The organism is Koromonas humicola, assembly GCF_059726255.1.
Genome location: NZ_AP040873.1, coordinates 3796655 through 3810305, shown reverse-complemented (window position 1 = coordinate 3810305; position 13651 = coordinate 3796655). Strand labels below are relative to the sequence as shown.

Here is a 13651-nt window from a genome sequence, read left to right as displayed (position 1 = left end):
ATCCCTGACCGCCTCGTCATCATGATGAATGCTGGGATGTAGCCAGTCTTCTAGCGATTCCGTGCGTTCCGGGCGTGTAACGGGCAATTCGGAAGTAATGCGTTTCTAAAAGAGAGATCGCGAACTATCTCCCGTGTGTTTGAGCAACATCTTGGACGGGGTTTGTGCTACCTTGCACGCCAAACGATTGCGTCGATGCTCAAACTTCTCTTTTGTGCACCGATAGGCGCCTGCGGCAATCATCCTTGTTTGGTTCGCCCGTCGGAGTTGTGAAACTGCTTCGTTGGTGATGGCCAGCGCACGTTGCGGTTGCCGCGCTTGATGTTCGAAGTAGATCGCGAGCTGCTCATACGCTTCATAACCCTCACGCGAGTTACCGAGCACGCTCTCCCAGAGTTCGCGTGCGCGTTTCCAGTCTCCATCGCGCTTCGCAAGACGTGCGAGCGATGCGCGAGCAGCGCGATCCTCCCCCTTTGGCAGTTCGGCGCCAAGTGTCTGTTCGTACAATCTGCGGGCGCGGTTGGTATCTCCGCGGCGTTCGCACATTCGCGACAGGCCATAAAGTTCGAAGCCGTCATTAACCGAAGAACCCTCTGCTAGAAGCGTCATTATCCGGATCGCGAGTCCGGCGAGACCACGCAAGTCCATCTGATTGTGCAGAAATACGGAGACCAAGGGATCGGCGTAGCCGCATCGCACGAAGTCCTGGTAGATGCGCGGAATCTGCTCGGAAGGCAGATCGTCGCCGCGATCCCATGCGAGCACGTGTTTTTCCAACCGCGAGAGCCTGACCGAGCCGAGCCGGATCCGCCAGAGATTACGTGCGGGATGCAAGAAATCGAGGTGTGCCTTGGGAGTGGGCACAGTGATCTTCCTCGTCATGCGGTAGCGTGTCTCGAGAAGGGGCCAATCGAACGACTTGCCGTTGAAGGTCACCAACACCGGACGCTCTTCCATCCGCTCAGCGAGCGCGGCCAGCAGTGATTGTTCCTCGTTGTACTCGCGCATGAACAACTGCTCGATCTCCAAACCTCCACCGTCGAACCAACCGAGGCCCACAAGAAAAGGATAGGTGCCGGTTCCTCCTGAGAGACCTGTGGTTTCTGTGTCGAGAAAGAGCCAGCGCTGCGGATCGAGCGCGTCTTCGTGAGCTTGCGGAGCGAACAGACGCATGGCCGCTTCTGTCGGAGTGCACGGCGCGCTGGTGCCGTGCCAGCAGCGGAGGCGAAGGTGGTCGCCATAACCGTTGGTGTTTACCGTTGCACCGAGAATCGAAACAAGCCTCGCCGACCCTGCGGCAAGTGTCACCGCGCTGTCGCCTGCGGTATCGTCCGCAACCGGCACGAGTTCGTGATCAACGATCGCTGATGCCGACGGGCGTTGCAGCGCCTTCAATCCTGCAAAGCGGTCACGCGTTGGGCTTTGCGGATTACTCAGCATCTTTATTTTCCGCTAGAACAGAGGCGTGGAGCCGCGACAAAATCGTCAAGGCAACTTCCTTTGCGTGCTTGCTGTTATCTCCCGCAGGTCCTACACACGACGGACAGCCGCTCTCGCAAGGACATCCCTCGATCAGTTCACGCGTGCGCGCAACCAGCAGATCGTGCATGCCATAGAGAGGCTCACTGAATCCGATTCCGCCGGGATAGGCATCGTAGATGTAGAGGTTGGGACGGAAGAACTCCTTCTCACTTTCCGGCGAGGCAGAAAACTCCTGCCACTCGACGGCCGACCCGGCACTCGGCGGCCGTTCGCCGACGGCGGTTCCGATATCCCCCCGGTCGCACATCAAGAGCAACGTCGCGATAGAAGCCATGGCATGCAGAAGGCCGAAGATTCCACTCTGCCTCTCTGAAAGCGAAAAAGGCAGTCTCGCCAAAAGCGCTTTTTCCAAGGTGACCCAGTAGGCGGTGGTGTGCATTTCGTTCTCCGGCAATTCAAGTTTGCCGGAGCCAATGTTTTCGTTGGTGAAGAATTTGATCTTCTTGAACCCGACGACCTGCGACCGCACAAGAACGTCTCCGTGCGAACGCGCAGCGGGGCCGGGAGTAAGTTCTTCCTGGGCGATTTCAAGCACGCGCACCTGTGTGTAGCGAATTGCGTCGGTGTAGTAATCAACATTTACGCGCTTGATGTATGCCTTGCGGTGATCAAAATCAAGGCGCTCGACGTGATACTGCTGTCCCTGATGGATGTAGATCGCCTTCGGATGAACTGTCGTGAGCGCGGAAGTGAAGTCCACCTCTCCAATCACTTCGGGCTTGCCGCCGTCGTCGCCGGTCGTGTCGATGATGATGAAGTTGTCGGATGTGACCGAACGCAGACTGATCGTGTCCGCCGGATAGCTCTCCTGAATCCAGTGCCAATTGTTTCCGCTTCGGTGGAGGAATCCTGCTTCCGCGAGTCGCTCGCAGATGTCGGGCAGGTCGATGCTGCCAAATCGCTCGTCGGGCGAAAGTGGTAGTTCAAAGGCCGCGCACTTCAGGTGATTGATGAGAATTTCTAGGTTGTCGGGCTGGATGTGGCCGTGCTCAGGAGAGCTTTCGAAGAAATACTCTGGATGCTGGACGATGTACTGATCGAGCGGCGCCGAAGATGCGACAAACACTGCACACGAGGTCCCGCTGCGTCTGCCTGCGCGCCCGGCGCGCTGCCATGTTGATGCAATCGATCCCGCGTAGCCCGCCATCACGCTTGCGTCGAGCGATCCAATGTCGATTCCCAGTTCGAGAGCGCTGGTTGCGACAACGCCGCGAATGTGCCCTTCACGCAGACCGCGTTCGATTTCCCGTCGCTCGCGTGGCAGGTAGCCGCCCCGATAGCCGCGGATCGGCTCCGACTGTCCGGGCTTTGGTCTATTCGCTTGTTGCAGATAGGTGAGCATGACCTCTGTGTGCAAACGGCTGTTCGCGAATACGATCGTCTGTAGCCTACGGGCAATTAGCTCTTTCGCAACTCGGGTAGCCTCGTTGATGTAGCTGCGGCGGATACCCAGATTCTTGTTGACTACGGGTGGGTTGTAGAAGACGAACAGTTTCTCGCCTGCAGGAGCGCCGTTCTCCTGAACGACCTCAAGATCCTTCGCGATCAGTTGCGACGCCAACTCGCCGGGATTGGCAATCGTAGCGGAGCAGCAGATGAACTGCGGATCGGAGCCATAGAAGTTCGCGATGCGCCGCAGCCTGCGCAAAACATTCGCGAGATGACTGCCGAAAACTCCGCGATACGTGTGCAGTTCATCGAGCACGATATAGCGAAGATTTTCGAACAATCTCATCCACTTCGTGTGGTGGGGAAGAATGCCCGTATGGAGCATGTCAGGATTCGTGAGGACAATGTGCCCGCGCTCACGTATCGCCTTGCGCGCATCACTCGGTGTATCACCGTCGTAGGTGAAGACTCCGAAACGATCTTCGAGGCGTGTCGCCAGATCATGCAGCTCCGCAAGCTGGTCCTGCGCTAAGGCCTTGGTTGGAAACAGGTAGAGCGCGCGGGTATCGGGATTCTCCAGTACTGAGTTCAACACCGGAAGGTTGTAGCAGAGCGTCTTACCCGAGGCGGTCGGTGTAACTACGACTACGTTCTTTCCATCGTGAACGACCTCGGCCGTGCTCGCCTGATGCGAGTACAGCTGGTTGATCCCCTTCGCACGATACGCTTGGCAGAGTTCGCTCCTCACCCAATCCGGCATAGGCTGGAACGTCGCCTCGCGCGCCGGAATCTGTCTCACACAAGTCAGCACCATGTCCGCAGTGTGACGGCCAGCAAGATTGCCTAGAACTTGGCGAACGGTGTCTAGTGTTGTGGAATTTCTTGCGAGCGCTGACTGAGACATGCGAGAACTCCGCGAATTGTGTTCGCCTTTTGTTCGCTATCTTAGCTTAGCATCCAGACCGCCGGCTATCAACAACGCAGTTCGAGCAATTGCTGATTCGACTACTTCTAAGATCGATTCTGGCTGTGTTCGGCATTTTAGAGACAACGTTGGACGAACTATCCCGGCGTATTGATGACTCAGAACCTAAAGGTCCAGCGCAGCTTGATCGCGAGGAGGTCGATCTCGGAAGCCAAACTCAGGGTTCTTTCCGGCAGCCACGGGCCGACGTACTCTTCGCGCCTAGCTCGCGCCGCTACCAGCGCAATCACGGCTCCGCGGCGCCCATGATACCGATACGCCGGACGGCACGCATCACTATCCGACCCTACTCGTACTGTCGTGATCACCGTCGCTTCGCGAAGGACGCATCCGAAAATAAGGCAGTTAGGCTAGCCACATAGGCCCGTGCGGGCTTTGGTGTTCCTGACAGCGCGGTTATCTATCCCTTAGTTGGTTCGAACCGCTCATTGAAGCCGATAGCTGCAAACCGGAACTGATCGACCGTCGGCGGAATTCTTCGTCCATTTGGATCGCTACATCCGGCTCTTGTCTATAAGGTTTCCGGTAGGGCAATGGGGGGAACGGCACGAGTCACAAGCCTTCAGCTATACGATAGCTACGAGGACCTGCGCGAAAAGCGGCTTGCAGCTACGACGCTCGATTCGTTCACGCCTCGTCCTGGCGTAACAGATGCAAGCGTCGCGGTTTGGCAGGCCGAGGCACGCCGCATTGAGCATCACGTCGAGAAGATACCCAGCGCAGCAGCAGAACGTGCGATGTGCAAGCAACTTCTAATCTTTGCTTAACCGCCTACACCGAAGTTCGGTACGACTGTACCGGACTCCGGTTTGGTGCGCCATACGCTGGAAACGTAGTATAATCTGGTCAGTCTAGTCATAGTGGAGGTGACCGTGCCCGTTCCCAAGAAGAAAGCAAAAGTAAAACCCAAGAAGAACGCTCAGCAAGAGCACCGAAGCTGGCAGGTCCAAACCGCCAAGGCCCGATTTAGCGAGTTGATTCGCCGCGCGAGAGCCGAAGGTCCACAGATCGTTACGAAGCAAGGCAAAGATGACGTCGTGGTACTGCCAGTTGAACAGTATAGAAAATTAACGAAGCGAGCAGAGCAACGCACAACGTTGAGCCAGTTTTTCGCTCAGTCCCCACTCGCAGGAGTGGAACTGAATCTTGAGCGCGAACCTGACTATGGAAGGGATGTTGAACTGTGAGTGGATTCCTGCTGGACACGAACGTAGTGTCGGAGCTCTTCAAGCCAAAGCCAGAACCGAAGGTCGTAAAGTGGGTGGACTCGACAGATGAGACGCTCATCTTCATCAGCGTGCTCACCATTGGGGAGATTCGGAAAGGCATCAATCTGCTCCAGGATGCCGCCAAGCGCGCAAGACTGGAAGCATGGTTAGCTTCCGATGTTCGGGCCAGATTTGAGGATCGAATACTGAGCGTTGACGATCCCATTGCAGAGCGATGGGGAGTGATGACCGCGAAAGCAAAGTCGGAGAAGAATCACAAACTCCCCGTTCTGGACGGTCTTCTGGCCGCCACCGCTCAGCAGCACAACTTGATCCTCGTGACCCGCAACGTAGACGACGTTTCTCCTACCGGAATTTCGATCCTCAATCCTTGGGATTGATCCCGCATTAGATTCACGCGATAAGCAACGCTCTGGCTCCGGTTCTCCGGGGCCTTTTGCTTTTTGAGGCATAACATGACCTTTCCAAGTCTTTTCGAGCCTGAGGTACAAACGGAAGAACTTGATCAGTACTTCACGCCACAGTGGGCGGCCGACCGCCTCATTGAACGGTATTTTGGCAATCTGACGAACTCCGACGTCGTGCTCGAGCCGAGCTGTGGAAGGGGCAACTTCGTCGCTGCAATTCCCGCTAATGTGCCTGCCGTCGGCGTTGAGATTGATCCAGCTGTTGCAGCGAAGGACGCGGCGAACACTGGATGACGAATCATCGTGTGCGATTTTGCCGCGGTTGCAGTGGAAGCGAGTATTAGTTCCGCCTACTCGGGGATGACTTTGGCGTGCAGTTTCAGCACTTAAGGAAATCAGCTTGCATTACTCTCTGGTGTTTGTCTCGGGCTGCCCCTGCGGGCGATGTAGTATTGCAGGACACCGAACCATCAAGGCGGGATTCAGTACTGAGCCTTTGCGATTAGTAACGAGTCGAAGGATCGCTGACCACGTTGAGTGCGCTCCCGATTTTCCTAAGTTCAGCAAGCCCGCATTTACGGGCTGCGCTCAAGGCCCGCCCGTCTGTTCTGTCAGGCTCGGTGAGGTTCGGTTTCGGCCCATTGGTTACGTATTTGGTACACATCAATTCGGGAAAGCTGTTGAGCAAAGTGCCTGAGCTTCTTTATGCTCGACTCATGTCCTATATCCCTGAGTGGCGCGTCGAGCGGCTATTATTCGCTCAAGGCGCCTGATGATCTGAGAGAGCCATTCCCGTTAATCCCATGGAGGACCCATGGAGGAGCTTGCCTGCTTGCCGGTATTCTTCCTCTTCCCAGTCATCCGGCCCTCCCGTAACTCCTGCCGCCCGCATGAGCTGATCCGACACTCCTTCATCCATCCATCTATCCCTTCATCAATCTGCTCCAAGTCGGAGAATATGGCGGCATCGGTGGCCGCGGTTGATAGAGGAGCTCGGCATCGAGTGCAAGGCCGGCCAGTCGACATATTCCAGGCCGAATCGAAGGTTGGCCAAACTCTCCCCGCTGATCGGACTGTTGGCCAAAACTGTGCCGTTAAACAAGAAACTCTGGCACGAATTATCAATCACTTGGAACGGCCAAACTGTGGGCTTAATCGGCCAGACCTGTCCGATAATCGCAGACGGCAAGTTTAAGGATACTAGGGGGGTATTGGCTGCTTCGAAGTACTCTGATTTGCAAATAGTGCACAGTAGTCTTCCGCGACAAGTTTAGCCACGGTCATCCGTGCCCGCCAGTGCGCCGGTAATCGAATCAGTTCCTTCACCGAACCGGAGGAACGCAATTCCCATCGCAAAGTGAAGAGTTTGGCCCTTGCCGCCGGATGTGACCTCGACAATGGCATGCAGCCCTGCTGAATGCTTTCTGTTGCCCACCTTGAGCCGGCTTCCGAACTTTTCTCTCCATATAGCTTCAATCTCGGGCGCGGCTCCGTTCAGCAGCACCGTTTGCTCGGCATATCGAACGCCGATCATTTTCAAGAAGGTGCAGAGTTTGTCCGCCGCATCCGGATCTTCAAATCGGGTTCCAGTCCCCAATGCTGCGCTACCGATGTATGCGCGGAGTGCGTTGAGCGCTAGGGCAGGATTTTCACGGACCTGCTTTTCAATCTCATCGCCCAACTTGCAGTATTCCGCCTTTAGCTCATCGGCTGGCTGCGCAGGGAACCAGAGCTCCGGATCGGCATACATCTGCTTCGCAGATGATCGTGCGGTGCCACTCTGTTTAATACTTGACCGGAACACCCATTTCGAACGTCTGAAAATCGCCTCCGCTAGATTTGGATCCATCCCCAAATAAGGTGCGATATCGCAGATCTCTTGTCCAGTGACCGCGCGATAGTGGAGCAACTCGTAGATCGACTCAATCCAGTGTGCTTGTGTCGGTTGCAGTTTTGCTTTGGCCGCTGCCTTCGCGCTGCGAGTGAAGCTCTTAGCAATTAGCTCACGAGCCATATCCTCGGTAGACATCTGATGTCGAGAGCGCTTGTTTGAGGCAGTGGAGGATTTGAGTGCAACCGCCTTTTGAAGGTCCTCCTCTGTATATCCACCGAGAGCCTGCGCCAATAGGTAAGGCGCCACAAGATCGAGACAATGCACGTAGTGTTCCACTGAAACGGAGGACGGAGAGCAATGCCCGAGAAGGCAGGCCAAAGCCCAGGCATGGTCGTTTGCTATAGTCTCGTTTCCATATAGGCGCTTCCTGAAGTTTGATGAACCCTGGCCTTTCGACTCTGCCACACCTGTTAGCCACTCGTACGTCTTAGGAAGCCGATCTTTGAACAGCTCGCAGATTATTGGGTGATCGGCACCTAACAATCGAAGCATCGTCCATGTTGCAAACGAATGCCGCAGCAGATGATAGTGCATCGTGCTGTCGCCGGTGACTTCTCCCATCGCCTTGTGAATGGCTGCAATAACTCTGTTTCGTGGAGACTCATCGCTGCCTATGCTTCCGAACAGATGAGGGTCATTGTCATTGGTTGATATCGCGTCCATCGCCCTCCGGGCTTCGTCGAGAAGGTCAGGATGGATCAAGGTGTCGACGGGAATGCATCGTTTTGCGTTTGGTGTCTTGAGTTTTCGGCCTTCCCACTCGTGTATGAATAGTGGTGACTCCTCACTCTTTACGTCCCAATCAACCCGGCGCAGCCCAAATGCTTCCATTCTCCGGAGTCCGGCCCCAAAGCCGAGTATCAGAACGGCGATCGCCGCGTTTCGTATTTGCACGTCTTTTACGTTCGCCTTGACCCAGTCGATGATCGCGAAACAATCTTCCAGGGACACGATCCGCGCGTCGACCGCAATCAAGCCACGGAATGATTTGAACACAACCGACTCGGAGACCGAGGGCAGACCTGGTCGCCTCCGATTAAGAAAACGATTGAATTCCTTGAGAGCCCAGGACACCGAACGCTGCATGCTCCGGGGGTTCACGCTTTCAAGCGCCGCGTTTTCGATTGTGTCCAGGTATCTTGACTCCAGATCTCCTGTGGGGATCGTCGTGAGATCCTCGTTCCCCAAGAAGCAGCCGAACCGTCGACCAACGGTCAATACACACCCAGCTACGGTCTGAGGTTTCCAACGCTTTCCGCTGGAAGCTTCGTATCTAAGTAGTTCGCAGGCGAAATCAACCAGCAGTTGACCAAACGGGGGAGCACAGAATTCGGACACTGCATCGCCAGCCGGTTGGGAAGGGCCAGAAACTGCTTGGACGCGAAGATCGTTCTCGTATTTAGTCTTCACTTCTCCGTAATTCAGCAGTCTTCTTTCGATTTCCATCCACTTAGTTTCGTTCCGGAAGCAGTCGCGGAGGAAAACAAGCCAGAACGGTTCCTCTTCAGCCTCTTCATTGATCTCTTCTGCGAGTTCCTTGCATTCTTTTGCGAGTTCGCTGCTTTTAGCAGCAACTGCGAGCTGATGAGTTGTGGGAATCTTACGATCCTCATCGAGGACAGCGGCCAAAGGGCGATTGATCACATCACCCGGAGGGGTAGCATCTTTTTGCGGAATCCGTGGGTCTCCGGTGATTCGGCCGATGGCAGATGCGGACAGGCTCCGTCCGTGGATGCGCCGACATAAACATTCGAGAACGAGCGATGGAATCTCCGTAACAAGTCCCTGCTGCATCACCCTCATCATTGCGGCAAGGGATCTCGGTCTCAGACCGCGCTCCGTTGATGGTGGCCGCCATCGATCATCCACTTCGATCGGGCGCGACTTTAAGTAGCTGTCGAACTCGGTGGCGAAGTCCTTCCAGATTGCACGGCAGATTTCATTTCTTCTTTGTCGTCGCGAGGTACTTCCCAGAAGTGCTTGGGCAGAACCTGGTGAGACCCTCGCGATTAATGCACCAAGTCTTAAATTCCCGTACCACCTCCGGGTTTCTTCGGCATCGAGGCCCCGCCAAGCGAGAGGCAAATCTGCGTATACCCCAATCTTGGAAATGCCGAATCGATCGAGCTTTTCGGCACAAGCTTCAACTAATGCGATTGCGGTATCCGCATCGAGCACACTGCCGTCGAGGATCGATACGATCACGACCAACGAAACGGGGATGTTGTCTTTTGTATTACTCTCGTGTGCCAGCCGGTCGATCCAATTCCTTGCACAGTTCTTCCACTCGCGGATCGTCCAGTGAGCCGAGACTGTGCCGTAACGCAAGGTGCTCTGCTCGCGTTTGAGCAGCTGGACTAGCCGCGCGGGAGGTATCGGACCTTTGCCCAGATTGTTTATGTGAAAAATGCATTTCCCTAACAGCTCCAATGCGACCCACCGGCCGTGAGGAATATCGCAGCAGCGATATATAAGCCTTTCGAGCTCTAGTACGTGTTTTGCAGGGAAGCGTTTCGCCGGAGTGTTCTCATGTACATGTGCAATAAAGGAGGCCAGTTCGAGGTCCTGCACTGCCGACAGCCATTCTCTGAAGTCGTCGGCGGCAGAGAGTTCCTCATCCTTGAATCGAAAAGCACCGGTGTCCCAGAGGGACTTCGGGGCGGGTGCACCCGCTGCCTGTATTTGCTCGCTCATTGTCTCCATTTGCTCTTAAAGGGCTGAAATCCCAATCCTGTAAGTAGGTTTGTGAGGTGTTCGCGCAAGATCTTCAATCGATCGGGCGTGTATGCAAAGGTGGAGTTCCTGCTCCAGACCTCATCTCCCAGCACCGCGTGTCCCATGACAAGGACACGGACAATCTCCGGCGGGCAGTCGGCTTCCAACAGTTCATTAAATGTAAATCGGCGATTGAATCCAGTTGGGAAAACCCGAAACCATGGTGGCAGATAATTGGCGATAGTCTTCGGGCTGACTGGCTCTTTCTTCCACTCGTTCATGAAGTAACAATGCCAATCTTTGGGGCAATCGCCAGCAATGTGTTCGGCGTAGTGCTCTAGTTGGCGTTTCAAGTCAGGAACTATTAGGGCAAGCCGGCCCTTTGTTCCTCTATCGGTGTCCTTATCACTTATTAGTGCGAGGCCCGTGTCCGGGCTGATCTCGGATGGTCGTACAAGTGGGTCTGTCACAGCTCTGATCGCTGTACCTACGCCGAAGTACAAAACGGTATAGAGTGTGTACGCGTTATGGTACAGAAGGCGATCTTCAAGGGTCCTCATGGGCTCGCTCAGCGCGTCTTTGAGGTGCTCAATTAGCTGAGATACGGCATCCCGGGTGGGGCAAAGACGAACGCCTATATGGATTCCCTGGCCACTTTCATCGTCAATGAGCACCTCTTGGGGAAGAGACGTACTCTGTGCCCGATCACAACACTGGCTGACGACGTCTGAATAGATGTTTGCGATGTTTTCCAGAGAGCGACAGGCGTAGTACATTGGCACGCGGCATAGCTGCGATTTCGCGCCACCAATCATTGTGGCTGCAACAACGTCTTTTCCGGTGCTGTTCAAGACTTGGCTGAACAACGCGTTGGACAGCCGAGTTTCCGTCAGTCGGTCGCCGCCATCTTTCAATAGCTCTGACACCTTTTCACGATAGGCTTCCGGAGTGTGCCTGAACAGCCTTCGATCACTATCTCCCTCGCCTCTGTGTAGCCTGGGTACCACGGCCCTAAACCGGGCGATCAGATTGCCAAGTCTCGCACTGTCAGGGACGACAAAATAATCTTGCTGCCTTCGATCGAAATCGCCGCCATCGCCCTGTACTTGCCGATAATGAGGGAACTCGACCGCACTCCTGAAACAATTGAGTGAAGTCACAAATGCGAGCTTCCCCTTTTCCTGACCAGCTATCTCATCGCCCACGTGATCTATGCATACAGCTGAGGCGACTCGTTTCAAGGAGCTACCAGTCCAGAGCATGATCAGTGCAATGAGCCTGATCTCGACCTGCATCAATTCTTCGTCATCAATCGTTGGGAAACGGGACATGATTCCCTCGATTGCGGTCCGGAATTCAAGATCTAGCGAGCGCAATTCGCTACGGAGAAGTCGGTCATTGGCGAAAGGAAACACCTTGTTGTGGCGGATGACATGATTTTGTTGCGCCACAGAGAAACCCTTGAACGAGGAGCGTGAGGTGGTGAACAACTCGTTGGCTGTTCTCCATGAGAGCAGTAGTTCGTTCTGAAACTCTTGTGGGCAGTTGTCAGAACGAAGCATTTCTTCAGAGCTTTCGTGCTCCTCTGACTTTCTGAGATACGTGAATCGGAGCGGAGGCGCGTTTTTGGGAGGCTTTATGTCTCCATACGGATCGTTAATCTCTGTTTCGCCGACATAGATTGCGTCCTCAGGATCTTGGAGCGCGATGTTAATGCGTACCCCTCCAATGCGACCAAAGTGACGGCGGGTGGAGCGTCGTCGAAGTCTATGCGCTAACCTTAAGAACGCTGAAATGTAGTCGGGCCTTTTTAGCGCTGGATTAGCGCCTGTCGTGCTGTATCCCAAGGATTGGTCAAACGTCTTCAGCAGTATGCGCGACCCTCGAGCGAATTCCCGCGGCGGATTTCTGAGAGGAAGTTTCTGTAGAAGATCGTTCGCCCAATTCCCGCCCAGTTCGTTCGTTTCTCCGTGGGGTTCTAACGCGATATCACGGATAGCCAGACTGGCGTTGTACGTAACCAATCCATCGCGCCAAGAGCGAATTTCGATATACCCATAACGTTTCCGATCACTTTCGTCTAGTTTCTCTTTGATCCGAGCCAGTTCGTTTTGAAACTGAAGATAGACGGCCAGTAAGAAGTGCGCTTGAAGAAGATGATATCTGCCAGGGGCTGGGGTCTCCAGCGGGGAACAGGTTAGAACCGAGTACGGAGCGCACTGGACGCGGTAACGGATTTCTGTAGCTGCGCGAAACTGGATGCTGATCAGTTGATCCGTGATCCGTTCGAGCTCGGGAAGCGCTTCTTCTAATCCCTTCGGCAGAAAGCCGCGGAACGGGGAATCGTTCCAAGTACTGCAGATCGCGCGTACGTTGGCCAGCAGGATATCGAATCTGTAGAGTCGCGCCGGTGCTTTGGCAATGAAGAACAGCCGTGCCAACAATCGCCTATCTTTCGGATCAGGCAGCCGTTGCAGCACTTCTGATCTGGTTGGCGAGCTGGTCGTGGCAAATGGGTTGTGAGATTCGTTAGCGTACGTCATTACGACAAGGCGTCCCGGGGAAATGAAGGTAGGTATTTGGCAAATCGCTCATCAGAGTTATTGTGCGGAATATAACATCGGCAAGTCATCATCAGAAATCATTTCTTTCTCTTGTGGCGGCTAACGATAACTTGCAGGATGGGTATCTGCTTGACTCATGTTACCGAGACCCATCATCAGGGTGAAGCCCTTACGTCCAACTTGGACCGCCCGTGCTCAGTTGTTCATTGCTGTCGTTACTCATGATTCTCGCTGCGCATTCGCGCAGTAGATTTCCATTTCGTGCGAAACGGGTTAAAGTGCTCATAACACGAGAGGGTGTTTATGGCGCGACGAACGTCCTGGATGGCGAGTCTATCCGAGATCAAGCGTTCGGTCCGAGACTCGATTCGAAGTCACTACGAACGCCGGGATATCGAGCGGCTATTTTCGTTGAAACCGAGAGCGGCTCAGGTGCTCATGCAGGCGATTTCGACAGACGCCAAGGTTGGACGTAGCTTGCTGATCGAGCGCGGGACACTGGAAGCGTTTCTGGATAAGGTGGCGGAGAGTGACAATCCTGAGGAACTGGTTCGTTGTCAGCGCAGGGAAGATAATCCACCGCCGAAGAAGCGTCTGCGACAATTCATTCAAAAGGACGACATCTCGGCAACGCTCGAGACTCTGCCGCTCAACATCACCATCGAGAGGGGGCACATCCAGATCGAGTTTCGCAACATGGTTGATTTGGGTAACGCCCTCTACCGGCTTTCGCAGGTGCTCGAGGACCCGTGGGAGTTTGAACGCTTCCAATCCAATTTCCAACCAAAGGAAGCAGTCACATCAAACACGGCAGCCGAAGAACTTCGAACCGCATTCGCTGAACTCGAGAAGATGGAACAGGAGAAACAGTCTAATGGTGGATGAGAACAGAATTAATGTCGCATTAAGTCGGAGCAATTTGTAAT

10 protein-coding genes are annotated in these 13651 nt (G+C 54.6%); 5 read left to right on the top strand and 5 right to left on the bottom strand.

Features of this window, described 5'->3' with window-relative positions; translation table 11 throughout:
• Positions 1-105: 105 nt before the first annotated feature.
• The 3 genes from AC6IZD_RS16630 to AC6IZD_RS16620 form a co-directional block, all read right to left on the bottom strand.
• Complete coding sequence (locus tag AC6IZD_RS16630) at positions 106-1440, bottom strand: ribonuclease H-like domain-containing protein (protein WP_497784593.1); 1335 nt, start codon at positions 1438-1440, stop codon at positions 106-108.
• On the bottom strand, positions 1430-3835 hold the full coding sequence (locus AC6IZD_RS16625; RefSeq protein WP_497784592.1) for a DEAD/DEAH box helicase: 2406 nt from the start codon (positions 3833-3835) through the stop codon (positions 1430-1432). The genes AC6IZD_RS16630 and AC6IZD_RS16625 overlap by 11 nt, the downstream gene beginning before the upstream one ends.
• 179 nt (positions 3836-4014) lie before the next feature.
• Positions 4015-4224: a hypothetical protein gene (locus AC6IZD_RS16620; protein ID WP_497784590.1), complete on the bottom strand. Its 210-nt coding sequence runs from the start codon at positions 4222-4224 to the stop codon at positions 4015-4017.
• Between the two features lie 225 nt (positions 4225-4449).
• On the opposite strand from AC6IZD_RS16620, the gene AC6IZD_RS16615 reads away from it, so the two are divergent.
• The 4 genes from AC6IZD_RS16615 to AC6IZD_RS16600 all read left to right on the top strand — a co-directional run bounded on the left by AC6IZD_RS16615 (position 4450) and on the right by AC6IZD_RS16600 (position 5846).
• A complete protein-coding gene (locus AC6IZD_RS16615) occupies positions 4450-4683 on the top strand; it encodes a hypothetical protein (RefSeq protein ID WP_497784589.1) in 234 nt (77 codons plus the stop codon).
• 105 nt (positions 4684-4788) lie between these two features.
• A complete protein-coding gene (locus AC6IZD_RS16610; RefSeq protein ID WP_497784588.1) occupies positions 4789-5103 on the top strand; it encodes a type II toxin-antitoxin system Phd/YefM family antitoxin in 315 nt (104 codons plus the stop codon).
• Positions 5100-5525, top strand: coding sequence for a type II toxin-antitoxin system VapC family toxin (locus tag AC6IZD_RS16605; RefSeq protein WP_497784586.1), 426 nt, complete (start codon positions 5100-5102; stop codon positions 5523-5525). The genes AC6IZD_RS16610 and AC6IZD_RS16605 overlap by 4 nt, the downstream gene beginning before the upstream one ends.
• Positions 5526-5600: 75 nt before the next feature.
• Positions 5601-5846: a hypothetical protein gene (locus AC6IZD_RS16600; protein ID WP_497784584.1), complete on the top strand. Its 246-nt coding sequence runs from the start codon at positions 5601-5603 to the stop codon at positions 5844-5846.
• A 976-nt stretch (positions 5847-6822) separates the two neighbouring features.
• Here AC6IZD_RS16600 and AC6IZD_RS16595 read toward each other — a convergent pair.
• Together AC6IZD_RS16595 and AC6IZD_RS16590 are read right to left on the bottom strand one after the other, a co-directional pair.
• Positions 6823-10140, bottom strand: a complete 3318-nt coding sequence (locus AC6IZD_RS16595) for a site-specific integrase (protein WP_497784583.1) — start codon at positions 10138-10140, stop codon at positions 6823-6825.
• Complete coding sequence (locus AC6IZD_RS16590) at positions 10137-12641, bottom strand: hypothetical protein (protein ID WP_497784581.1); 2505 nt, start codon at positions 12639-12641, stop codon at positions 10137-10139. The genes AC6IZD_RS16595 and AC6IZD_RS16590 overlap by 4 nt, the downstream gene beginning before the upstream one ends.
• A 387-nt stretch (positions 12642-13028) precedes the next feature.
• Between AC6IZD_RS16590 and AC6IZD_RS16585 the strand changes: the two genes are divergently transcribed.
• Positions 13029-13610, top strand: a complete 582-nt coding sequence (locus tag AC6IZD_RS16585; RefSeq protein ID WP_497784580.1) for a hypothetical protein — start codon at positions 13029-13031, stop codon at positions 13608-13610.
• Positions 13611-13651 lie beyond the last annotated feature (41 nt).

Bases quoted from the DNA above. Each gene is read 5' to 3' on its own strand.
- AC6IZD_RS16630 (WP_497784593.1), bottom strand. From the start codon at position 1,440: ATGCTGAGTAATCCGCAAAGCCCAACGCGTGACCGCTTTGCAGGATTG.
- AC6IZD_RS16625 (WP_497784592.1), bottom strand. From the start codon at position 3,835: ATGTCTCAGTCAGCGCTCGCAAGAAATTCCACAACACTAGACACCGTT.
- AC6IZD_RS16615 (WP_497784589.1), top strand. From the start codon at position 4,450: ATGGGGGGAACGGCACGAGTCACAAGCCTTCAGCTATACGATAGCTAC.
- AC6IZD_RS16600 (WP_497784584.1), top strand. From the start codon at position 5,601: ATGACCTTTCCAAGTCTTTTCGAGCCTGAGGTACAAACGGAAGAACTT.
- AC6IZD_RS16595 (WP_497784583.1), bottom strand. From the start codon at position 10,140: ATGAGCGAGCAAATACAGGCAGCGGGTGCACCCGCCCCGAAGTCCCTC.
- AC6IZD_RS16585 (WP_497784580.1), top strand. From the start codon at position 13,029: ATGGCGCGACGAACGTCCTGGATGGCGAGTCTATCCGAGATCAAGCGT.